Annotated in this window: 20 protein-coding genes and 6 pseudogenes; 18 read left to right on the forward strand and 8 right to left on the reverse strand. The window is 62.2% G+C overall.

Annotated elements, in window-relative coordinates; genetic code table 11:
* The first annotated feature begins 265 nt into the window (after positions 1 to 265).
* The 4 genes and pseudogenes from B586_RS00525 to B586_RS21695 form a co-directional block, all read left to right on the forward strand.
* Positions 266 to 2,506, forward strand: a complete 2,241-nt coding sequence (locus B586_RS00525; protein WP_047314559.1) for an NADP-dependent isocitrate dehydrogenase — start codon at positions 266 to 268, stop codon at positions 2,504 to 2,506.
* A gap of 99 nt (positions 2,507 to 2,605) precedes the next feature.
* Positions 2,606 to 2,754, forward strand: a pseudogene (locus B586_RS19670) (TetR family transcriptional regulator); the annotation flags it as partial.
* A 44-nt stretch (positions 2,755 to 2,798) separates the two neighbouring features.
* On the forward strand, positions 2,799 to 4,010 hold the full coding sequence (locus B586_RS00530) for an acyl-CoA dehydrogenase family protein (protein WP_054879005.1): 1,212 nt from the start codon (positions 2,799 to 2,801) through the stop codon (positions 4,008 to 4,010).
* Positions 4,011 to 4,032: 22 nt separating this feature from the next.
* A pseudogene (locus B586_RS21695) lies at positions 4,033 to 4,221 on the forward strand (GNAT family N-acetyltransferase); the annotation flags it as partial.
* Positions 4,222 to 4,223: 2 nt separating this feature from the next.
* Here the strand turns inward: B586_RS21695 and B586_RS00535 are convergent.
* Complete coding sequence (locus B586_RS00535) at positions 4,224 to 5,069, reverse strand: polysaccharide deacetylase family protein (protein ID WP_054879004.1); 846 nt, start codon at positions 5,067 to 5,069, stop codon at positions 4,224 to 4,226.
* A gap of 279 nt (positions 5,070 to 5,348) precedes the next feature.
* Between B586_RS00535 and B586_RS00540 the strand changes: the two genes are divergently transcribed.
* Positions 5,349 to 6,353 (forward strand): glycoside hydrolase family 6 protein, encoded by a 1,005-nt coding sequence (locus B586_RS00540; protein ID WP_054879003.1) that lies wholly within the window; start codon positions 5,349 to 5,351, stop codon positions 6,351 to 6,353.
* Positions 6,354 to 6,460: 107 nt separating this feature from the next.
* Here the strand turns inward: B586_RS00540 and B586_RS00545 are convergent, their stop codons facing one another.
* From B586_RS00545 to B586_RS00560, 4 genes and pseudogenes are all read right to left on the reverse strand, one after another.
* Positions 6,461 to 7,852 carry an alpha/beta hydrolase gene (locus B586_RS00545; protein WP_054879002.1) on the reverse strand — a complete coding sequence of 464 codons (1,392 nt, stop codon included), beginning with the start codon at positions 7,850 to 7,852 and terminating at the stop codon, positions 6,461 to 6,463.
* 163 nt (positions 7,853 to 8,015) lie between these two features.
* Positions 8,016 to 8,222, reverse strand: a pseudogene (locus tag B586_RS00550) (HAD hydrolase family protein); the annotation flags it as partial.
* An 80-nt stretch (positions 8,223 to 8,302) separates the two neighbouring features.
* A pseudogene (locus B586_RS00555) lies at positions 8,303 to 8,530 on the reverse strand (cation transporter); the annotation flags it as partial.
* A gap of 157 nt (positions 8,531 to 8,687) precedes the next feature.
* Positions 8,688 to 8,900 (reverse strand): heavy-metal-associated domain-containing protein, encoded by a 213-nt coding sequence (locus B586_RS00560; RefSeq protein WP_047314552.1) that lies wholly within the window; start codon positions 8,898 to 8,900, stop codon positions 8,688 to 8,690.
* A 186-nt stretch (positions 8,901 to 9,086) separates the two neighbouring features.
* Here B586_RS00560 and B586_RS00565 point away from each other — a divergent pair, with 186 nt between their 5' ends.
* Positions 9,087 to 9,560 (forward strand): SRPBCC family protein, encoded by a 474-nt coding sequence (locus tag B586_RS00565; RefSeq protein WP_054880790.1) that lies wholly within the window; start codon positions 9,087 to 9,089, stop codon positions 9,558 to 9,560.
* 378 nt (positions 9,561 to 9,938) lie between these two features.
* Here B586_RS00565 and B586_RS00575 read toward each other — a convergent pair whose 3' ends face one another.
* The 3 genes and pseudogenes from B586_RS00575 to B586_RS21700 form a co-directional block, all read right to left on the reverse strand.
* Positions 9,939 to 10,448 (reverse strand): hypothetical protein, encoded by a 510-nt coding sequence (locus B586_RS00575; protein ID WP_054878998.1) that lies wholly within the window; start codon positions 10,446 to 10,448, stop codon positions 9,939 to 9,941.
* A gap of 602 nt (positions 10,449 to 11,050) precedes the next feature.
* A complete protein-coding gene (locus B586_RS00585; protein ID WP_052915661.1) occupies positions 11,051 to 11,317 on the reverse strand; it encodes a Rossmann-fold NAD(P)-binding domain-containing protein in 267 nt (88 codons plus the stop codon).
* Positions 11,306 to 12,188 (reverse strand): annotated as a pseudogene (locus B586_RS21700) (sodium:proton exchanger); the annotation flags it as partial. The gene B586_RS00585 and the pseudogene B586_RS21700, both read right to left, overlap by 12 nt.
* Positions 12,189 to 12,478: 290 nt before the next feature.
* Between B586_RS21700 and B586_RS00595 the strand changes: the two are divergent.
* From B586_RS00595 to B586_RS00650, 12 genes and pseudogenes are all read left to right on the forward strand, one after another.
* Positions 12,479 to 13,144: a class I SAM-dependent methyltransferase gene (locus B586_RS00595; protein WP_047314549.1), complete on the forward strand. Its 666-nt coding sequence runs from the start codon at positions 12,479 to 12,481 to the stop codon at positions 13,142 to 13,144.
* Positions 13,104 to 14,387, forward strand: a complete 1,284-nt coding sequence (locus tag B586_RS00600; RefSeq protein ID WP_082607462.1) for an MmgE/PrpD family protein — start codon at positions 13,104 to 13,106, stop codon at positions 14,385 to 14,387. Before B586_RS00595 ends, B586_RS00600 begins: the two co-directional genes overlap by 41 nt.
* Positions 14,388 to 15,117: 730 nt before the next feature.
* Positions 15,118 to 15,693 (forward strand): PPE family protein, encoded by a 576-nt coding sequence (locus B586_RS00610; RefSeq protein WP_054878994.1) that lies wholly within the window; start codon positions 15,118 to 15,120, stop codon positions 15,691 to 15,693.
* Positions 15,694 to 16,164: 471 nt separating this feature from the next.
* Positions 16,165 to 16,437: a PPE domain-containing protein gene (locus tag B586_RS22650; RefSeq protein WP_368859903.1), complete on the forward strand. Its 273-nt coding sequence runs from the start codon at positions 16,165 to 16,167 to the stop codon at positions 16,435 to 16,437.
* Positions 16,430 to 16,672, forward strand: a complete 243-nt coding sequence (locus tag B586_RS22370; protein ID WP_054878993.1) for a PPE domain-containing protein — start codon at positions 16,430 to 16,432, stop codon at positions 16,670 to 16,672. Before B586_RS22650 ends, B586_RS22370 begins: the two co-directional genes overlap by 8 nt.
* Before the next feature lie 451 nt (positions 16,673 to 17,123).
* A complete protein-coding gene (locus tag B586_RS00620; protein ID WP_054878992.1) occupies positions 17,124 to 17,888 on the forward strand; it encodes a DUF2127 domain-containing protein in 765 nt (254 codons plus the stop codon).
* A gap of 84 nt (positions 17,889 to 17,972) precedes the next feature.
* Positions 17,973 to 18,221: a type II toxin-antitoxin system Phd/YefM family antitoxin gene (locus B586_RS00625; protein WP_054878991.1), complete on the forward strand. Its 249-nt coding sequence runs from the start codon at positions 17,973 to 17,975 to the stop codon at positions 18,219 to 18,221.
* Positions 18,206 to 18,598: a type II toxin-antitoxin system VapC family toxin gene (locus B586_RS00630; RefSeq protein WP_236971337.1), complete on the forward strand. Its 393-nt coding sequence runs from the start codon at positions 18,206 to 18,208 to the stop codon at positions 18,596 to 18,598. Before B586_RS00625 ends, B586_RS00630 begins: the two co-directional genes overlap by 16 nt.
* A gap of 982 nt (positions 18,599 to 19,580) precedes the next feature.
* Complete coding sequence (locus B586_RS20620) at positions 19,581 to 19,736, forward strand: hypothetical protein (protein ID WP_156166412.1); 156 nt, start codon at positions 19,581 to 19,583, stop codon at positions 19,734 to 19,736.
* Between the two features lie 53 nt (positions 19,737 to 19,789).
* Positions 19,790 to 20,333 (forward strand): annotated as a pseudogene (locus B586_RS21710) (5'-methylthioadenosine/S-adenosylhomocysteine nucleosidase); the annotation flags it as partial.
* Entirely contained in the window at positions 20,305 to 20,775 is a 471-nt protein-coding gene (locus B586_RS00645) for an SRPBCC family protein (RefSeq protein WP_047314545.1), read from the forward strand. The pseudogene B586_RS21710 and the gene B586_RS00645, both read left to right, overlap by 29 nt.
* Before the next feature lie 57 nt (positions 20,776 to 20,832).
* Positions 20,833 to 21,639: an SDR family NAD(P)-dependent oxidoreductase gene (locus B586_RS00650; RefSeq protein ID WP_054878990.1), complete on the forward strand. Its 807-nt coding sequence runs from the start codon at positions 20,833 to 20,835 to the stop codon at positions 21,637 to 21,639.
* Position 21,640 lies beyond the last annotated feature (1 nt).

The following is a 21,640-nucleotide window of genomic DNA, read 5'->3' on the forward strand; positions in this document are numbered from 1 at the left end:
GCAGCGCCTTCCTTCGCCATCTGTCCTTCCTTGTGGCCCGGCGTGGCCATCGAGCTCGGGCTTGTCGCCGGCAGAACCACTGCCACCTTATTGCCCAACGCTGACCAGACGGCGGGACACAACGGCGGCTACAGCTGTTATGCGGCGCGTCGGCTAATTCGCGGCAGCCGGGCGCTTGCTGCGGATGTGGAGCCGCGATACTGATAGCGATCGTTACACGCAGAGCCCTCACCATCTGACCAACAGTTATGCCGGGAGAACAATCATGAGCGCCGAGCAGCCGACCATCATCTACACGCTGACTGACGAGGCGCCGCTGTTGGCGACCTACGCCTTTCTGCCGATAGTGCGTGCCTTTACTGAGCCGGCGGGCATCAACGTCAAGACCAGTGACATTTCGGTGGCGGCACGCATCCTGGCCGAGTTTCCCGATTACCTGACCGAAGAGCAGCGGGTACCGGACAACTTGGCAGAACTGGGCCGGCTGACGCAGTTACCGGACACCAACATCATCAAACTGCCGAACATCAGTGCCTCGGTGCCGCAGCTGGTGGCCGCCATCAAGGAATTGCAGGCTCAGGGCTTCAAGCTTCCGGATTATCCGCAGGACCCGAAGTCCGACCAGGAAATCGACATCCGTAACCGCTACGGCAAATGCCTTGGCAGCGCGGTGAACCCGGTGCTGCGGGAAGGCAACTCCGACCGCCGCGCGCCCAAGGCGGTGAAGGAGTACGCACGCAAGAACCCACACAGCATGGGCGAGTGGTCGATGGCCTCGCGCACGCACGTCGCGACCATGCGGCACGGCGACTTCTATCACGGCGAGAAGTCGATGACTTTAGACCGCGCGCGGGACGTGAAGATGGAGCTGGTCACCAAGAGCGGCAAGACGGTCGTGCTCAAACCTAAGGTGTCGCTGCGGGACGGCGACATCATCGACAGCATGTTCATGAGCAAGAAAGCCTTGTGCGAGTTCTACGAGGAACAGATGGAGGATGCCCGCAAGACTGGTGTGATGTTTTCGCTGCACGTCAAGGCGACGATGATGAAGGTGTCACACCCCATCGTCTTCGGCCACGCGGTAAAAACCTTCTACAAGGAAGCCTTCGCCAAGCACCAGGCGCTGTTCGACGAACTGGGCGTCAACGTCAACAACGGGTTGGTCGATCTCTACAGCAAGATCGAGTCGCTACCCGCGTCGCAGCGCGACGAGATCATCCAAGACCTGCACGCGTGCCACGAACACCGACCCGAGCTGGCCATGGTCGACTCAGCGCGCGGAATCTCGAACTTCCATTCGCCCAGTGACGTCATCGTGGACGCGTCGATGCCAGCGATGATCCGCGCGGGCGGCAAGATGTACGGCGCCGACGGGCGGACCAAGGACACCAAAGCCGTGAACCCCGAGTCCACCTTTTCCCGCATCTACCAAGAAATCATCAACTTCTGTAAGACCAACGGCGCGTTCGACCCGGCGACCATGGGTACCGTCCCCAACGTCGGCCTGATGGCGCAACAGGCAGAGGAGTACGGTTCGCACGACAAAACGTTCGAGGTTCCCGAGGACGGCACCGCCAACATCGTGGACGTCGCGACGGGCGAGGTGCTGCTGACCCAGAATGTGGAAACCGGCGACATCTGGCGGTTGTGCGTCGTCACGGACGCGGCGATTCGCGACTGGGTCAAGCTGGCCGTCACCCGGGCGCGCAACTCCGGCATGCCGGTGTTGTTTTGGCTGGACCCGTACCGTCCACACGAGAACGAGCTGATCAAGAAGGTACGGGCGTACCTGAAAGATCACGACACCAGTGGCCTCGATATCCAGATCATGTCGCAAGTGCGTTCCATGCGTTACACCCTGGAACGCCTGATCCGCGGGCTGGATACCATCGCCGCCACCGGCAACATCCTGCGGGACTATCTCACCGACCTGTTCCCGATCTTGGAGCTGGGGACCAGCGCCAAGATGTTGTCCATCGTGCCGCTGATGGCCGGTGGCGGAATGTATGAAACGGGGGCGGGTGGATCGGCGCCCAAGCACGTCAAGCAGCTGGTCGAAGAGAATCATCTGCGGTGGGACTCGTTGGGTGAGTTCCTCGCGCTGGCCGTCAGCCTGGAAGACCTGGGCACCAAGACCGGCAATGAGCGGGCCACGATCTTGGCTAAGACGCTGGATGCGGCAACCGGCAAGCTGCTGGACAACAAGAAGGGTCCGTCGCGCAAGGCCGGTGAGCTCGACAACCGCGGAAGCCAGTTCTACCTCGCCATGTACTGGGCGCAAGAACTTGCCGCGCAAACCGATGATCAGCAGCTGGCCGAACACTTCACCCCACTTGCCGAAACGTTGGCCAAACACGAAGACGCCATCGTCGCCGAGCTCAACGAGGCCCAAGGTGAGGCGGTCGATATCGGCGGCTACTACGCACCGGACCCTGAGCTGACCAAGGCGGTGATGCGGCCGAGCGTCGTGTTCAATGCCGCGCTGGCGGCTGCGCAAGGCGGCTAGGCACCCGAACGTGCGGCCAGCCTCACGTTCGGGCGTTGCGTTTCTTGGCGGGGCCGGCCACTCTTGCCCCAACAACCAGTGAGTGACTACTCTCTCACCGTGCTCGCGTCGGGAGGTGATCGGCTGCTGACCCGGCGGTGGAGCTCTTTGCCGCCAAGGGGTACGCGGCGACGTCGGTGGCCGACGTTCAACGGGCGTCCGGTCTGGCCCCGGGGTCGGGCGCTATATATGAACACTTCGCCGCAGAAATTTCGAAAACCTCTGATTGACAACTTATTTCAGGAGTAGAGCGATGACGTTCTCACTGCAGCTGAGCGATGATGTGCTTGAGGTGCGTGATTGGGTCCACAAGTTCGCGGCCGAGATCATCCGCCCCGCCGCAGCCGAATGGGACGAACGAGAGGAAACTCCCTGGCCGGTGATCCAGGAGGCCGCGAAGGTAGGTCTCTACTCTTCGGAGTTCTTCGGTCAGCAGGCCGCTGAGCCCACCGGGCTGGCCATGCTCACCGTATTCGAGGAAATGTTCTGGGGCGACGCCGGCATCGCGCTCTCCATCATGGGCACCGGGCTGGCGGCAGCAGCGTTGGCGGGCAACGGAACTCCAGAACAGCTGGGCCGCTGGCTACCGGAGATGTTCGGTACGCCCGACGACCCCAAGCTCGGTGCGTTCTGCTCATCCGAGCCAGACGCCGGTTCTGATGTCGGCGCCATCCGCACCCGCGCGCGCTACGACGAGTCGACCCGCGAGTGGGTTCTCAATGGCACCAAGACTTGGGCGACCAACGGCGGTATCGCCAACGTGCACATCGTGGTGGCATCGGTCTACCCGGACCTGGGCACCCGCGGCCAGGCCACGTTCGTCATCCCTGGGAGCATCAAAGGTTTGACTCAGGGGCAGAAATTCAAAAAGCATGGGATCCGCGCGTCACACACCGCCGAGGTGGTGCTCGACGACGTCCGACTGCCCGAGGACTACATCCTCGGCGGCCGGGACAAGTTCGACGCTCGGATCGCCCGGGTCAAATCCGGTGCCTCCGCGGGTGGGCAGGCAGCGATGAAGACCTTCGAGCGCACTCGGCCCACTGTCGGCGCGATGGCTGTCGGAGTGGCCCGAGCCGCCTATGAATATGCTCTCGAATATGCTTGCCAGCGTGAGCAATTCGGACGCAAGATCGGTGAATTCCAGGCGGTCGCGTTCAAGCTAGCAGATATGAAATGCCGGATCGACGCGGCTCGTCTGATGGTGTGGCGGGCTGGCTGGATGGCGAGAAATAACCAGAGCTTCGACTCGGCGGAGGGCTCGATGGCCAAGCTGGTGGCCAGCGAGACCGCGGTCTATGTCACCGACGAAGCCATCCAGATCCTGGGCGGCAATGGGTACACCCGCGACTACCCCGTGGAGAGGATGCACCGCGACGCCAAGATCTTCACGATCTTCGAGGGCACCAGCGAAATCCAGCGCCTGGTGGTTTCGCGGGCGTTGACGGGCCTGTCCATCCGCTGAGCCCACCCACCATGATGGCGGCATGACGGCCGAGATCCGGGTTCTCGACAGCGAGGATGACCTTACTGCCGCGGCGAACGTGTTTCGCACCGCCATGGTCGGGTTGCCGCCCCTGCCGAATCTCAAGCCCGGCCAGATCGCAGAGCTGCTCGAACCCGGCCGTACTGTCGCAGCATTCGTCGGTGCACAACTCGTCGGCACAGCTGCCGCGTTCTACGGGGTTTTGAGGAATACGTCGTTGAGGGTGACGGTGCGAAGATTTCGCGAGCGGATGATGTCGACGAGTTGCGGGTAGACGTGGGTGACCGGTAGGTGGTTGAGGTGTCCGATCACGATGGCTTGCGGGGTGAAGTACTCGTCGGCCATCTTGACGATGTAGTCCTCGGTGATCAACGTGGAATCCGACAGCGAACCTGACCATAGGGTTGGCACGGTGTAGCCGAGGTCGGCGGCCACCGCGTCAATAGTGGCGTTGTGCTTGGCATACGGTGGGCGCCAGTATGGTTTCGCGCCGATCCCGTAGCTCTTCTTCAGGAAGTCGTCGTTGCGGGTGAGCTGTTTGGCGATCTCGCTCTTCGTCATTGCCGTCAGATCCGGGTGAGACCAGGTGTGGTTGCCGAGTTGGATCTGGCCAGATTCCACCAACGGTCGCAACATCGACAGGTTGTCGGTCCAGGAGTCGTAGACCCCATTGACGAAAAACGTCAGCCGTATCCCGGTGTCTTTGGCGAACTGCGTGTAGGCACGCACCACCTCGCTGTTGACGCCGTCGTCGACGGTAAGTGCGAGCAGATCGCCACGACCCGGGAGCTTCGATAGCGCGCCGCCGCCAGGCAGCCGGATGCGGGCACTCGTTGGTGGCGGCGGCAATAAGCCCGTGGCGCTGGGAGCCGTCGTCAGCTCGGCAGCCACCGGAGCTTGGGCGAATGTTCGCGGTTGCGGGTTGACCACGAGGCGTGCTGCGCCGACGCCGGCCACAGTGGCCGCGGCGAGCGTGCCTAAGAAACGACGCCGGTTTAGCTCTGACACGGCATGGCCTCGATCACACGTGCGCACCATGACGGATCCGGCAAGCCCGCTGGCGGGATGCCCATGCCGCCACAGTCCGTCTCCACAGCAGCGAACCGTACCACCAGCAGGGCCAATATGCCGGATTAGTTCCGGCAGGTCAGCTGCGGATTCCCGTCGAAGGATAACGGGCCCTTAGTAATTCAGAGTGCATTGACCGTGGGGTGGAATCTGAGCACCACGACGCCGCTATGGTGCCAAAGCCGATCGCAGCCATCACCTGCCGTCGACGATTTGGCGCTCAACGTGCTGGAACGCTAATTTCCTGGGGTGATGTTCTCAGCTGCTGGTGCAGTCGCGCGGTGGGTTGCCCCTTTCCTAACGGTTGCGGCCGTTGCCGGCATAGGTTTTCTTGCCGACCCGGTGCCGGTCGGTCCCGCCCCGGCGGTGCGCTTGGCCGGTGATACCAACCCGTTTGCCGGCATGCCCTTCTACGTCAATCCCAACTCAGCGGCTATGCGCGCCGCGCAGCATGCCGATCCGCCGAGTCCCGAGTTGACCGCCATCGCCAACACGCCGCAGGCGTACTGGATCGTCCCGGGCTCTTCGGCAGCCACGGTCGCGAAGTACACCGGTGACGCGGCGGCTGCTGGCGCCATCCCGGTTCTGACGCTTTACGGAATCCCCCACCGCGACTGTGGCAGCTTCGCTGCGGGCGGTTTCGGGTCGGCCGGCGAATACCGCGCGTGGATCGACGGCATCGCATCCGACGTGGGCGCTTCGCGGACGGCGATCATTGTCGAGCCCGATGCACTCGCCATGGCCGACTGCCTCTCGGCTGACCAGCGCCAAGAACGCTACGACTTGATTCGCTACGCCGTCGATACGCTGACCCGCAATCCGGCCACGGCCGTGTACGTCGACGGTGGTCACTTGCGTTGGCATAGCGCCGAGGACATGGCTGCCAGGCTCAATCAGGTCGGTGTTGCTCGCGCGCGGGGTTTTAGCCTCAACATCGCGAACTTCTTCACCACTGAGGACGAAATCGGTTATGGCGAGGCGATTTCGGCGCTCACGAATGGTTCGCACTATGTGATCGACACGTCGCGTAACGGTGTCGGACCAGCGCCCGACTCCGAGCTCAACTGGTGCAACCCCAGCGGCCGAGCACTGGGCACTTCGCCTACCGCCGCTACCGCGGGCGCGCACGCCGACGCCTACTTGTGGATCAAACGTCCCGGTGAATCCGACGGAACATGCGCCAAAGGTGATCCGCCGGCGGGCACGTTTGTGAATCAGTACGCCATCGATCTGGCCCGCAAGGCGGGCCAGTAGGAGGGCCTCGCGCCTAGCCCCACCGTCGGCAGGGGCCCTGGTGCCCGCAGTCCGAGCAAGGGGATCACCCAACAGCTGTCGAACTGCACGTCATCCGGCGGCCTCGATTACTCAGGCACCCCGGAGCTGCGTGCCGGCAGCTGCACGGGCTCGGCATCGGGGGTCCCCAGCGTCGCAGCCAGCCAGGGGAGTGACGCAGCAAACGCCTGGGCGGCAAATGGCCAGTCGTGTCTACCGGGCTGGGTCACTACCGCGCAATCGATCCCATTGGCCACGGCGACGCCGCACAGCGTGTGGGCGGCGGCGTCTTGGCCTTCGGGGTTGGCGGCGGGGTCGATGGTGGGACTACTACCGGCGGGGTTGGCCGCCTGGGCAAGGCTGCGTGGGCTAGTCGCTGCGGGGACGTCGAACCATCCCGACACCCCGCTGTAGTGACCGTGCCGAGTCATGACCGTGATCGGGTCGAAGGCAGCCCAGGCGGCGGAGTCGCCACCGAACAGCCCGGCGATGGTTTGCTCTTTGGTGCCCGTATTGGGACGCAGGTCGCCGGCGATGTCCACGAACGCGCTGAACATATCTGGATGCATGACGGTCAAGTTGACGGCGCAAGTACCGCCCATCGACCAGCCGGCGATACCCCAGTTGGCCCGGTCAGCGCTTACCCCGAAATTCGAGACCATGAATGGCACAACATCTTTCGTTAGATGGTCGGCGGCATTACCGCGGGTCCCGTTGACGCACTCAGTGTCGTTGTCGAACGAGCCGGTGGGGTCAACGAACACCAGCGCCGGGGCGAAGCCGTGATGGCGGGCCGCGAAGTTGTCGATGGTGTCGAAACCACCCCCAGCACGCAGCCAGTCCGCGGGAGTGTTAAAGGCAGAACTGATCATCATGACCGTCGGCAGTCGCGGCGGCGGATTGCTGTTGAACCATGCCGGGGGCAGATACACCAGTTCCTGGCGGTGGGGAAAACCGGACGCGGTGGCGCTAACGTTCACCGGCACCACGACGCCCTTGGTCGGCTTGGTCCCGGCGATCTGCATCTCGGTGACACGCAGCCGATCGATCTGGTCAGGTAAGGGCCCGGCCGTCAGCTGATTCCATGCGGTGTGCACCGTGGGGAAGTAACCGACCCACAGGTTCAAGGCCAAGGCCGCGCACAGTGCGCACAGCGGTACCGACAGCATCGCCAGCCCGCGGCGCCACCAGCGGGCACCTGGCCAGCCCAGCAACAGCACGGCCGCAGCGAGCCCACTTAAAGCTATCCACAGCCACAGCGACGTTGGTGCTGGGTCGCCGGCAACCCCGATCGAGGTGATGTACCAGTACGCCAGCGCCGTTACGGCGGCCGCGACGACTAGCGCCAACGGCAGTGTCCGCTTCAGCCAGCGCCGCCTGGTCCATTCCATCGCGTTGATCACCATGAACAGAGCGGAACCTTGTACTGCCGCAGGCAACCAACCGTGCAGCAAGGACAGTTGTTCGGTAAAGAGACGCAACAGTCGTGGCTTTCGCTAAATCCGATGGCTGCGCGGGGTCAGGTGGGTGCGCAACAGGACCAACTATCCCATACCAGCACCGCCCCGGACTTCGCGCAAAGCCGCCGGAACAGCAATACGATCGCTGCTCCGGTCAGGTCATCGTATTGCGCTCCGGGCGGTCGGCCAGCGTCCGGCGGGCGAGTTGGATCGCGTCTGCGGCAGCCCGTAAATCTTCGCGCACCAAGGTAAGGTCGACGGCTTCGATTGCGACGTCGGCGCCAGTGCCCATGGCCAGCCCGAGATCAGCTGTGGCCAGAGCAGCGGCGTCATTCACGCCGTCGCCGACCATGGCCACCACCTTGCTCTCGGATTGCAAGCGCTGTGCGACGGTCAGCAGCACCGGCCGCAGGCCCAGGCGTTCTCTGTCGCCGTTTCTATCGCATGTTCCGGCATGGGATTCTGATGGTGTTGCGGGAGGGACGCGGTGTAGCCGGTCTTTTCGACTTCGCCGATCAGCGTCTGCGGGTCATAGTCGGAAGGGACTGTGACGGTGGCCTTTTCGGTCGCATAGTTGACACTCGCAGTGACTCGGTCGAGCTTGTTCAGTTTCTTTTCGATACGCGTCGCGCACGAGGCACAGGTCATTCCGGTGATCTCGAGCTCGATAGGGCTCATCGCGGCCGGAGAGGCGGTCATCTCGGGTATGTGCGTTCCTTACTGGTGTACTGGTGTCCCGGGCCGAATAGCGACGACCAACTGTGCCGATGTGCATCTGGAAGTTTGCGGTAGGGCAGGCGGTTACGCCGGGCACAAGATCTGCGATCCTGGTGCAAACCTGGGCCGTCGGCCGTCGTCAGGCAACCACGACCGCCGTAAAGCCGGCTTCGTTGACCGCGTCCAGCACCGTGGCTTCCTCGATCGGCACAGAACTGGCGACGATGAGCCGGCCCGTCCGTGCGCTCACCTCCACGCTGTGGACCCCGGGAATGTGGCCTACTTCGCGCTGAATGGCCGTCTCGCAATGCCCGCAGCTCATCCCGCTGACTCGGTATTCACTAGTGGCCATAGCGTTCCCTTCTCTAGTACCCCTGCTGGGGGTATATCTAACAGATAAGCAGCTATACCCCTGGCAGGTATAGCTGTCAACGCCGTCGCCAGCGTTACTGGTCTGGTCGGCGGCGTCACTACCGACAACTCGGCGAAGCGTAGCCTCGACGTGGCGCTGTCGGACGCAACAAAGGATAAAGACATCATGACTGTCACCGTTGTCGATGCGGGACCAGGGCGGGTCAGCCGGTCTGTCGAAGTGGCCGCGCCAGCGGCCGAGCTCTATGCGATGGTGGCCGATCCTCGGCGCCACCACGAATTGGACGGGTCTGGAACGGTGGGTGGCAACATTAAGGTACCTGCCAACTTGGTTGTGGGATCGAAGTTTTCGACGAAAATGAAAATGTATGGCATGCCCTACCGGATCACCAGTACGGTGACCGCTGTCAAACCAAACGAATTAGTGGAGTGGCGCCATCCGGTAGGCCACAGGTGGCGGTGGGAATTTGAGTCGTTATCGCCGACATTGACCCGGGTAACCGAGACGTTCGACTATCACGATGCCGGTGCGCTCAAAAACCGGCTCAAGTACTACGAGCGGATAGGGGCCCCGAAGGCCAACGCGGCGGGTATCGAGGCCACGCTGGCCAAGCTTCGTGATCGCTACGCCGGACCGTAGCTGATGTGTCCAGCCGGGGTGTCGACGGCGTCCCGGGCGACCACGCCCGACACCTAGTGGGTCAGCGCTAGGTCGGGACGCGCATCGTCGTCGAGCGGTTGCCAGCGCGATCTGGTTGATGCCCGTTCCTTCGGCTCAACTTGCCGGGTGCGGCAATAGCCACCAGGCTTTCGTGGATCATGTTCTCCCACTGGGCAGATGATCTCACAAGCTTGTTGGTCGTCGATCCGATCCGGCAACGCACGCGGCGCCAATGCCGACGGTCGTGATTGTCGATAGCTCAGGGGTCATCCGTTGGATGATCACTCAATGGCCGCCCGCCAAAGACGGCGGCCGCGGCCTCGGTGCACTGCACCGGCACGGCACCAGCGAGCGGGCTTAGGCACGGCGTACGGTGCTGATGATCAAGGTGGCGACGCCGACGGCGGCTAGTGCGACGCCCGCGCCGATACCCCAATATAGGCCGATAAACTGGTCAACTCCTACATAGTCACCTACGCCGTAATAGACGTCGGGCGGCCCGGAGCATCTGATCGTATAGTTGCCACTGTCTTTGACCTTGAAGAAAAGCCGAGCGCGCCACAGCGAGGTGGGGATGAAGCCGAAGTCTTCTCCCGCCGGGAAGATGCGTTGCGCATGGTCGCCGCGGACGGTGCAGCGGATATTGGCATGCGACGCGAAATTGGTGTAGATCGATTTCGACCCACCGGCGTTCACGTGCACCGTCGTCGCTTGGTTGTTGCCGAAGGCGTGGTCGCGGGTGGGTACTTTGCTCGTGACCTGGAACAGAAAGACAGCGACCAAGCTGATCGCAACGATCCCGCCGGTCGCGATCAAAGTCGCGCCGACCGCGTACCCGAACCTGCGCGGGCGCCGTCCAGGTGACATGGCGTTCGCTCCTTTCTAGTGGCATGTTATGCGAGCTGTTTCACGCCATGGGCCGTAACGGCGGAACGTAAGTGTGAGGAGAGACATAGCGCTAGCGCTGGACCGCGCGCACTGGTCGAACCGGTCAGGATTAGCGCCTGACAGGCGTGCCTAGGCTAAGTAGTTCGGCATGCGTCGTCTCGGCAGGCTCATCGCTTGTCGTCGTGGTGAGGGAATAGCTGTCGACCTGGCCGTATCCGGCCAACACGTCCCCGGACGTGAGCTGGCGCTTTCGGGATGGTCGCGCATGGGGCCGCCGCTGGCGGCCGATCACCAGCACGGCGGCCACCCTGCAGGCGCTGCGTGCAACGATCGGTGCGCGTTATCGCGACTGCGCCGCTGCGGGCCGGATCGGCATAAGCATCGTTGATTTCATGAAGAGCCAAATACGATGCCGCACAACGTCTTATTCATTAGAACAAGTTGATGAAGTGCCACCGTGATTGAGTCGCTGTCGGAGGCGGCAGCCCGGTGAGTACGCCGCCACCGCGGCCGAGGCGACGCGAGCACCGACCGTTCCCAGTCTCCTAGCCGCAGCGGCGGCGACCATGGCTCGCATGCCATCACCAACCCGGGGAGGCAAGTTCCTGCCGGCCCATGGGCGTAGCGACGACACCGGGACTGATCGAGTTGATGCGGGTGCCCTGACGACCCCGATATGCGCTGGCGGAGTAGACTCGAATGTGGTTGGCTTGCTTCGTGATTGAGTACGCAATACCGAGATACGTGATCGTTTGCGGGCTGAGAAGATCCAGCTGCGCTGCGTCATTGTTATCGGCCAACAACACAGTTCTGCCGGCACCCAGCCGCCGGGCAATCGCGGTGCCCATGCCGCGGGTGGTGACGATGATCGCGATGATGAACCCAGGCGCTTCAGAGGGCCGGCGGCGTAAGCCATTGCACCAGGAGATACCCGTCGATGCCCAGTTCGATCCCGGCGGTGACTAAGATGTCGGCGAATGGCTTGGTGTACAGCACAATCACCGCACTGGAGGCGGCGAACAGACCGGTAACCACAATGCCGCGACTGCGGTCGAGCGGCTCGCCGAGCGCGGCCGCGGTCCCGATCAGGTCGGGCTCTTCGACGTCGCCGCGGCTGATCTTGTAAAGGTAGAAGCCGAACTAGGCCAGCAGCGCCAACTCCAGCACCAGGTGGATTTGACCACTTGCTGGTATTACGAATGCGACCACACCGGCGGTCAGCAGGAACCCGAGTTCGACGCGGTTAGCGTGTTCCAGCGCCAAACCGGTGCACTTACCAACGCCGACCTTGCGCGCCACGACCACGCTGATCAACACCACGATCGGCCAGCCCAAGCCCATCAGCAGCCGGTTATACCCAGTCATAGTGGCTGCGCCGTATTGGGCGTAATTCGGACGGTGGCCAGACGCACACACGCAGTACAGGTCGACGGCGCATTTGGGCACGGCTGCGACTAACGCGAGTACCGCGATGGCGAGGTCGCCGGACACTTCGATCTGCGCTGCCTCGGCGGCCCATGCCAGCAGGACACTTGCCGACACCACAGCGGCCCCGTAGATCAGGAGTGCGGCGACTGGATCCGCATGCCGGCCGACAATCCGTATTACCACCGGTGGAGCGATCAACGCCGCGGTAATCAGCGCCAACCGGGTTAGGGTGGGCCAACGTGGGCCTGACGTTGTCGCGACGGGGACAGTGGCTCTGTCGAAGGCGAGCATCGTGCTATCGACGGGCGGGGATCATCGGTGGCTATGTCGGCTCGTGGCCGGGATGTACAGCATGCCCAAATCTATTCGCTCCACCTCCGCCATAGCAACGTTACGGTTGGACAAAGTGACAGACTATGAGGGCGTGGTATTGCTAGGCAGGACATACAATGTCAAAAATTTGGACAATGTTGATTTGAAATTGTGGCAAACCTTACTTGAGGAAAGTGGTGGCGTTTGGGCATGCAGCAGATCGTGATTGCGGGATATGTTTGAGGCGTGGTCTGCCTCATGACAGCCTCATGACAAGAGGGCGTGGCCCCCGGGCGCAACAACCGTGGAATATCAATATCCACTACGACGCGCTGCTGGACTCCAAAGTTCCGCCTGGCGCCCGGCGTGTTCTCGACGTTGGGTGCGGTGACGGGTTTCTTGCAGCGCGCCTGGCGCGGCGGATACCCGACGTCACCGCGCTCGACGTCGACGCGCCCGTCCTGCAACGCGCGCAGGCCCGGTTCGCCAAAGTGCCGATCCGGTGGGTACAGGGCGACATCATGACGGCCGACCTGCCCAGGGTCCCCGGTGTCGACGCGTTCGACGCTGTCGTTTCGAACGCCGCGCTGCACCACCTCGAGGACACTCGCGCCGCGTTGCGACGGCTCGCTGAGTTGGTGAGCCCGGGCGGAACATTGGCCGTGGTCACCTTCGTCAAGCCGTCGTTTCGTAACGGTTTATGGCACCTGACAACCGGGCTGGCATGCATGATCGTCAATCGCGTTAGGGGCAAGTGGGAGCACACCGCACCCATCAAGTGGCCGCCGTCGGAAACACTGCGGCAGCTACGCATCCACGTTCGCTCGCTACTTCCTGGCGCCCGCGTCCGTCGGTTGTGCTACGGCCGCGTCCTGATTACTTGGTGCGCACCAGATAAACCGCTCAACGGCCTCGAATGTTCGCCATCACTGTAAGAAGTTCGGGCAATTCAGCAGCCGCGCCACGGCGACGCTCGTTGGTGGCGGACGCGCTTCGGTGGATCAGGCAGCGCTTTTCAACGCGGTGCTGGTCCGTTACCCCGACTTGCTCGACACCTATCTGACGGCGGGAGGCCTGTGTCACCCGGCCGACAACTTCGGCGCGGTGCTGGCGGTGGCCGAACACGTCAATGCCAGCGGAGCGGACTTTCTGCTCGCCCTCGCGATCGCCTACGAGGTCCAGTGCAGGTTTAGCGCCCAGGTCCCCGTCATGGCGCGCGGGCTCAATCACGCTCTGCAGCTGGCGATGTCAGTGGCGGCAGGGGCCGTCAAGCTGCTTGGGCTCGACGCCGAGCGGACCGCGAACGCGATCGCGGCGTCCGCGGTTGACAACGTGTCGCTCGCCGCCCTGCACGCCGAACCGGTTTCGAACTGGAAAGGCATCTCGCCTGCCATCACCGGTATGCGCGCGGTCTACACCACGATGTTGACTGGCCGCGGAATCACCGGACCTAAATCGCTTTTCGAAGGCCCGCACGGTTTGGTTCAACTCTTGGAACAACCAATTGATTTCCGCACTTCCGACCGAAATCTCACCGCGGTCGAACAGACTTACCTTAAGCAGTACTGCTCACTTATCCATGGGCAGGCCATCATTGACGCCGCGTTGACAATCCGCACAGACAACGGCTTGCGCGGCGATGATGTTGCCCGGGTGACCCTCGAGGTCTTCCAGGGCGCTTACGACATCGCGGGCGGAGGCGCATACGGAGACAAGGAACACCCATCGACCAAGGAACAGGCCGACTACAACCTTAAGTGCTTGAGTGCGGTTGCGTTACTGGACGGCGCCGTTGGACCCGAACAGCTGGAGACCGAAGGTGTTCGGCGCGGCGATGTGCAAGACCTGTTGGCGCGGGTGGATGTCAAGCCCGCAGCCGACCTGACGGCGGATTATCCGAGGCGCACGGCGGCCCGTGTGCACGTGACTACCCGCGACGGGCGGAAATTCTTCTGCGAAGAGTCCGATTACGAGGGATCACCCACCAGGCCGATGTCATGGGAACGTGTCGTGGACAAGTTCCACTGGCTTGCCGAGCCCTTCTGCGACGCAGCACTGCGCGCCGACATCATCGCTGCGGTCGCACAGCTGGACGAGATCCCCATCGCCGAGCTCGCCGGCTTGCTCGGTGTGGCAAGTCGCAGCGCCTTACGCCCACGCGGCCGGCATCGGTTTTGACGCCCGACGCTTCGGCGAGGTGCGCATTGGCTTGCGGCGAGGCTATGGCTGAGCAGATTGTGCGCGAGCTGGCGGCAGCTGATCGTGGGCAGGGATTGTCGGCGATGCATTCGATAACGCGCTGTGTCAGAACATGATCGGAGTTGACAAGGCCCGGCATGTCCGCCAGCACAGCCCAGCTACTCGCCCACCCGCGAAAGGCCAAGTCCAGTACCACGGATCAGATTCTTGGATGATCTGCTGTTCAAAGCTACCGTCGCGGTCGAGCGGCACTGCGATCTCGATGTTGTCAATTGCGCTCTGCCGGATCGTATGTGCCATAGCCTCCGGAGCACAGAGCATGACACATCATCGTTGACGTCGCCAAGCCCCACCCTGGCATCCCGGGCCACAGACACCGAAAATTTCTGATACCATACCCGCACTGCAACTTAGGAGGGATACCCAGAGGCCTAATCAGGCGATGGTGTACATCTTGAATAGCTCGTATTTGCAGTAGTTTTGCGCGCATTGGACCGCTAGGGTCTGTCGCATAACCGTGCCAGTGAAGTCGTTGCGCTTCATCAATGTGGGCGGTCGACAGCGCAAACAATCGATAGTTCATCAGCCCGGTGCACTCGTGTTGGACGCCGGTGCCGCTAAGTATGCGACCGCCGAGTCCGACAACATCACGGCCTTGAGCTACCACTCATAACAGTCGATACAAGCAGGAAAGGAACAACGAACGAACATGCCGCATTTCGAAGGGCTGCCGCCGGAAATCAACTCCCACAATATGTTAAACGGCCCCGGCCCTTCCTCGATGGCGCGCGCCGCCAAGGAGTGGTGGATGTTGGGTCAGGAGATGCTAGACCTCAAGCGGTCGTTCGACCACATGCTCAACTGCCTGACGGAAGAGTGGTCGGGTGAGGTGGCGAAGCAGGCGATTAATGCGGCCAAGCCGTTTCAGGAGTGGCTGATGGATTTCGGTAAGCATATCAATAATGTCGGGAACGAGATTCAGCATATCTTGGGGGCTTTTTGCGATGCACAAAACGAGATGGTTCCTCTGGACGTGATCGATGCTAACCGTGCTGAGGTGTTGGCGCTGAGCAACGACAACGAGCTCGGGCAAAACAATCCGGCGATCGCAGCACTCGAGTCGACATATGCGCTCTACTGGGACTACGACGGCGGGGCGATGGCGAGGTATAGGGTTAGGTTGTTCAGTGCGTTGCGGAAGTTGACTACTCCGTGGCTGCAGCCGCCGCCGATCGCCAGCAACACCGGGTTGGTCCAGCCGATGCCACGTGCTGCAGAGGCTTAGGTCGCTGATTCGGCGGGGCTGGTCGTCGGCCGGGCCTTCGGCGATTCATTTGATAATGCGCTGTGTCAGGCCATGATTAGGCTCGGGCAAGGCCACGTGTATCCGCTGTCACAGCCTAGCTACCGGCTACCTGCACACAGCTAGGCGTGCACCACACCTGGTTCACTTCACCACATCACTTCCTGAGACGGTGATACGGGGGCCCCAAGGCGACCGTCTGTGTATCTTATACATACGTTGAATTGCGCCAGTTTGTGTGGAGCTATTGGGTCCGTTGCGTAACTGTGTGCAGTGAAGTTGTTGTGCACCACCAATGTGGTGCGGTGTTGACAGCGCAAATAATCGATAGTTGATCATCCTCGTGCTATGGCTACGGGTTTGTTAGGCAGGTCATCGCTGAGGCGGCGGTGACTAACTATTCGACTGCCGAGGCCAACAACGTCAAGGCCTTTAATTCAACGAGGGGCCATCATCGTTACGAACCGGAAGGACAGCGGGCAAACAGATGCAACTCAGGGGCTTCTCACCGGAGGAAATCTCCGGCAACATGTATGCCGGCCCGGTTCTCAGCCGATGTATAGCGCCTTCCAGCAGTGGCAGTGGGTGTTCTCCAAGTGGGATCAGCTGGCTCGCTCATGTGCGCGAGAGCTCCGGCAGTTGCAAGAGTTATGGTCAGGTCCGTCGGCGGTACAGGTGGCTGCGAGGGTCAAAAAATTTCAAGAGTGGCTGGAATGCCATGACTGACGCGATCTGGGCAATCCGTGACCAAGCCAAGGAGCTCGCGGACGCCTACGAGAGTGCGTACCGAAGCGTGGTGCCTCCCAAGACGATCGCCACCAACCGTGCTGAGAAGCGGGCGCTGCTGGCGATCAACTCGATCGGTTTATTTGACCAGGACATCGCGGAGCTCGACGACCTGTACATGCAGTATGGGGGCGAGGATGAAGCTGTGATGCTGAACTATGCCGATGCGGGTTGATCGACGAGTGTGTGATGATGCCACGCCCAACCAGACTGATCAGGTGAGGAGCCGTGCACCGGTCCGTGCGAGCTGCACCCCTATCCTGGTCGAGTGTGTGTCGGCAACTAGGTGCGACGATTTTGGTCGGCCCGGCACGATCGCTGAGGGATACCACTCCGCACCGCCGGTGCTGGCAGTAGGAAAGCGGGCCATTAAACGCATACTTGCGCCGTCGATCACGAACGGCGTTTAGCGCAGGTGCACAACGCTTCTCGCTGACCATATCCGTCGAACTCATATGGGATCCTGGTGCGGGGATCATCAAACCGGGAGTCCACCATCGGCTGAGCCGCCGCCTCATTCGCGCTCGTGGCTCGCCGAGCGTAGCTGGCATCGGTTTTGACGTCCGGTGCTTCGGCGGTGTGCGCGTCCTCTTGCGTGGTGGGCTGCCCGCATTGAATGATCGGCCATGCGCAAAGACCGCGGCAGCAACCGATGGGAACTAGTCACCTGCGCGCTGGCCGGACACGTCACTTACCAGCCGGACGACGCGGCACTCGCTGACGGGCTCAGCGGCAACACCGGGCTGGGTGAAGTGTGGCGCTGCTTGCGGTGCGCAGAGTTCATCCTCGGCGAGCCACACGGCCGCGGCCGCTCGGAATGCGCGCCGATGATCATGCGTGGCAAGGCGTTACGCCAGGCGATCATAATCCGTATGCTCGCTGTCGAGCGTTTGTTTCGGGCCATCGCGATTGGGCTGGCAGCGTATGCGGTGTGGAAGTTTCGCGGCGCGCGGGGGGCCATCCAAGCCACCCTCGAGCGTGATCTGCCGATCTTCCGCGCCGCTGGATTCAAGGTCGATCAGATGACGGTGGTGCATGAGCTGGAAAAGGCGCTGGCCACCAAACCGTCCACCTTGGCAATGTTGACCCTGATGCTGGCCGGCTATGCGGCGCTGGAAGTTGTCGAAGGCGTCGGCTTGTGGTTGCTAAAACGCTGGGGCGAGTATTTCGCGGTGGTGGCCACCTCGGTCTTCCTGCCGTTGGAGATCCATGATCTGGCCAAGGGCATCACGATGACTCGCGTGGTGACTCTCACGATTAACCTGGCGGCCGTGGTCTACCTGCTGATCTCGAAACGGTTGTTTGGTTTGCGAGGTGGTCGCAAGGCGTACGACGAAGAGCGACGCGGTGAACAGCTGCTCGATATCCAACGCGCCGCGACCAGCACCTGACTCCTCGAAACTGCACGCGGGCTAACGTTGCGACCACGACCGGCGTCTGAACACGACTGTAGCACATGTGCTACAGTCGTTAACGTGGCAGTTGTTGGATTGCGCGAGCTGCGTCAGAACGCCTCCGACCTTGTTCGGCGCGTCGAAGAAGGTGAGGAAATCACCGTCACCGTGGCCGGCCGACCGGGAGCGCGGCTGGTGCCTGCGGCCTCTCGAATCTGGAGACAGTGGGCCGAGCTGGCCGAACTGTTTGCTGGTCCCGCAGATCCTGCCTGGGATGCCGACCGCGGGGCAATCGCAGATGACGTACGCGACCCGTGGACGACGGAGTGAGGGCGATTCTCGACACCAGCGTGGTCATCGCGACGGACATCGCGCCCCTCGAAGGCGAGTTGGGCATAAGCGCAATCACATTGGCGGAACTTAACTTTGGTGTTCTAGTCGCGAAGCAACGAAAGGTGCGTGCCGAGCGGCTCCGACGTCTGCTGGCGCTTCAGCGCATATTCGATGCGCTGCCCCTGGATGACGCCGTGGCAGCTAGCTATGGTCAGCTGGCGGCAGCCGTCGTCGACGCGGGACGTCAGCCGCGAGCACGATCGATGGACCTGCTGATCGCGGCCACCGCCCACGCCCATTCGGCCCGGCTCTACACCCGCAACATCGATGACTTCGCCGGCCTCGACGACCTGGTCGACGTCGTCAAGGTCTGACTACACTGCACTGCCGGCGTTAGCGACAGGATATGGGCCTGGTCGCGTTCGGATCGAAGAGTCCATATTCGAACTCGATGTCACAGTCGCATCGCTGTGCGCCGTTGGGCGACGATCGCCAAAGTTGCGTCGCGCTCTGACGCAGCAGGTGCTGCACATAAACCCTGTCGCATTGCTGCGGGGAGAACACCAAGCCCAGGTCGACAGGAAAGCCCGCCCACTCGACGTGGTAGCGTGCCGGCCCTTGGTCATTGGCGGGGTCGTCCACTGCAGCGCTATGTCGCAGCCGACACTGAAATGGGCAGGCAGTCTTCACGGTGTCGCTAACGGGTCCACCAAAGTCCAGAGCCACGCCTACCTCTGTCCGTCGCGCGTGCAACCAATTCTTCAATTGATGGTGCGGCGACGTTGTTTCAACAAAAGGTTTCCGACGTTTCCGCCGCATTACGGTCCTGGCAAACCGGTTCGTCGCCCCGATATCGCGGCGGCGACGCTGTTGTCTACCGTCGTCGCGTATCCCGAAATACCCGACGCTGGAACGGTTTTTCCGCATGCCGATGTCACCGATGCGCAGCGGATTCTCGCCTGGTCACGGTCCACAAATGGTTAAGCGCTCCCAAGCACGTTGTCCAAGTGGTCGTTGCCTGTTCGTCCCGGTGCCGGCTTCATGCCATCCATCTCATTAGCGTTATCGGCGGCCGCTTGCGGCACCGCCCGAAACATCAATGCAGGTGTCATGACGGGTGTGGGGCGCCGGTCGCTCCACGAATTCGGTGCGCTGCAGGACACGAGGTTGCGATGGTAGACGTGACGGCGCAGATCGCGTAACGAGCTAGGTGCGCCGCCTCGGGCTGTGGCGCACGTCACAATACGGTTTTCCATGCTGTTTACTCCAACGCGTCCCGTTTGTAAAAGTGTCACGGTGAAATTCGATCAGGCGATTCGCAGACCCAACTGACGAAGGGCCATAGCTGTGGTAACAATGCAGATCTGGATCGGCCAGAGCGCTATCAATTTTGATTTCGTCGCCTCGATTAAGGCGCACACGTATGATGCGCTACTCAATATCCTGAAAGGCAAGCCGCGCCAGCTCGACACTAACCCGCACCTCATGCGTAAGGGTGTTGAGCGCTGTTGATGGGGCCGTCGAGTGACCGCGCACCCAGCGTCGACGCGGTATTCCGCTGAACAGTCGTGCTGGCGTCGACCGGCATGGGCAAGGTTAACACGGAACTGGTCGCAACGTTGCTCGCTGACAGATTCCGTTGCCGTGCAACCGATTTTCACCGGTGTTGCCGGCGGTCTGGACCCCGACCTGCGCATCGGTGACATTCTCGTTTGCCGCCCTACCAGCCCGGATTATGTCCCGTCATCAACCCGATCGAACGACTCGGCTACCCGGTCGACTCCGAGTTGATAGACCGCGTCAAACACTGTCTCGAGGATGTTGTCCTTCCTATGCACCCGAACCCTGCTGCACAACGACTTTGGCGGCCTTGCCATCGAAATGGAGGGTGGTGCGCTGGCCTAGATCTGCGAAATTGTTTGCCATCCCCTGGCTGGTGATCCGTGCGCTGTCCGATCCGGCGGCGCTGATTCTGGGCTGGACTTCAACACGTTTGTCGAAGAGGTCGCAGCTGGTTCGGCCCGGGTCATGCGGCGACTGCTGCCTGTGCTTCGCCGATACAACGTGTTTGGATTGCGATATGACCGATATGGAATCCGGACGCTCTGAACGTGTGGTGAGTGCCACCCGCGTGATCTCGGCTAGCGCGCAGCGAATTTTCGACCTGATCGCCGACCCGTCCCGTCAGCCAAGCTGGGACGGCAACAATAACCTCGCCTCGGCTGCGCCCGGGCAACGCGTCCGCCAGGTCGGCGACGTCTTCCTGATGACGTTGACCGGTGGTGTGGTCCGGGAGAACCACGTAGTGGAATTCATCGAAGGCAGCCAGATTGCTTGGCGCCCAGCAGAACGCGGAAAGCAGCCGCCCGGCCACCTCTGGCGCTGGGAACTCAAGCCGGTGAACGCCGCACTCACCACGGTGACTCACACGTACGACTGGACGGCACTGACCGACAGCACTCGTTTGGCCAGGGCTCGTGCGACGACGGCCGAGAATCTGCGCGAGTCGCTAGACCGTCTCGCGTTGCTCGCGCAAGCCAGCGAAGGCTAATGGGAGCGAACTAGATCCGCCACGGTGCCGCTGCCGCGGTCCGGGTACGGTCACCCTATGGCTCTTCCACCATCGGGAAACGACCGCGCCGCCATTGTGACTGGCGCCTCCTCGGGCATCGGTGCGGAATTTGCCGGGATACTTTCCCGGTGTGGCTATCAGGTTGTGCTGGTCGCCCGTAACACTGACCGCCTCGAACAGCTTGCCGGACGATTGGGCCCACAAGCGCACCCTATGCCCGCCGATCTGTCAGACCGGACGGCTCGAGCCGGCCTGCCCGACCGGATTGCCGCGCTCGGCTTGGTTCCCGACATCCTGATTAACAACGCGGGGCTCTCGACGCTGGGACTTGTCGCGAAATCGGTTCCCGAACAAGAACTTAACCTGGTCGAGGTGGATGTAGCCGCGGTGGTCGAGCTGTGCAGTCGGTTCATGCCGGGAATGGTCGACCGCCGTCGAGGCGCCGTGCTGAACGTGGCGTCGATGGCCGCGTTCGGGCCGCTGCCCGGCCAAGCGGCCTACGGCGCCGCTAAGGCGTTCGTGTTGTCCTACACCTACAGCCTGCGCGGCGAGCTGCGTGGCACCGGGGTCACCGCGACCGCGCTGTGTCCCGGGCCGGTGGACACCGGCTTCAGCGACGCGGCCGGGTTCACCAAAGAGGAAGCCGAAAACAGCTTGCCGCGGGTCATGTGGGTTCCCGCTGACCAAGTGGCCCAGGCTGGCATCGACGGTTTGGCAGCCGGTAAAGCCGTCGTGATTCCCGGCCGGGTTAACCGGGTCGCTTCGGCAGTCGTCCGAGCCGCGCCAGCCCAGCTGCTGTTGCCGCTGCTGACCCGCAGCCACCCAGCCATGAAGCGCGCCTAAA

The organism is Mycobacterium haemophilum DSM 44634 (assembly GCF_000340435.2).
Taxonomy (GTDB): domain Bacteria; phylum Actinomycetota; class Actinomycetes; order Mycobacteriales; family Mycobacteriaceae; genus Mycobacterium; species Mycobacterium haemophilum.

Bases quoted from the DNA above. Each gene is read 5' to 3' on its own strand.
- B586_RS00610 (WP_054878994.1), top strand. From the start codon at position 15,118: ATGCCGCATTTCGAAGGGCTGCCGCCGGAAATCAACTCCCACAATATG.
- B586_RS00645 (WP_047314545.1), top strand. From the start codon at position 20,305: ATGACCGATATGGAATCCGGACGCTCTGAACGTGTGGTGAGTGCCACC.
- B586_RS00585 (WP_052915661.1), bottom strand. From the start codon at position 11,317: ATGGGCACCGCGATTGCCCGGCGGCTGGGTGCCGGCAGAACTGTGTTG.
- B586_RS00620 (WP_054878992.1), top strand. From the start codon at position 17,124: ATGCGCAAAGACCGCGGCAGCAACCGATGGGAACTAGTCACCTGCGCG.
- B586_RS00575 (WP_054878998.1), bottom strand. From the start codon at position 10,448: ATGTCACCTGGACGGCGCCCGCGCAGGTTCGGGTACGCGGTCGGCGCG.
- B586_RS00560 (WP_047314552.1), bottom strand. From the start codon at position 8,900: ATGGCCACTAGTGAATACCGAGTCAGCGGGATGAGCTGCGGGCATTGC.
- B586_RS00565 (WP_054880790.1), top strand. From the start codon at position 9,087: ATGACTGTCACCGTTGTCGATGCGGGACCAGGGCGGGTCAGCCGGTCT.
- B586_RS22370 (WP_054878993.1), top strand. From the start codon at position 16,430: ATGACTGACGCGATCTGGGCAATCCGTGACCAAGCCAAGGAGCTCGCG.
- B586_RS20620 (WP_156166412.1), top strand. From the start codon at position 19,581: ATGCAGATCTGGATCGGCCAGAGCGCTATCAATTTTGATTTCGTCGCC.
- B586_RS00595 (WP_047314549.1), top strand. From the start codon at position 12,479: ATGACAAGAGGGCGTGGCCCCCGGGCGCAACAACCGTGGAATATCAAT.
- B586_RS00535 (WP_054879004.1), bottom strand. From the start codon at position 5,069: ATGGTGCGCACGTGTGATCGAGGCCATGCCGTGTCAGAGCTAAACCGG.
- B586_RS00530 (WP_054879005.1), top strand. From the start codon at position 2,799: ATGACGTTCTCACTGCAGCTGAGCGATGATGTGCTTGAGGTGCGTGAT.
- B586_RS00650 (WP_054878990.1), top strand. From the start codon at position 20,833: ATGGCTCTTCCACCATCGGGAAACGACCGCGCCGCCATTGTGACTGGC.
- B586_RS00525 (WP_047314559.1), top strand. From the start codon at position 266: ATGAGCGCCGAGCAGCCGACCATCATCTACACGCTGACTGACGAGGCG.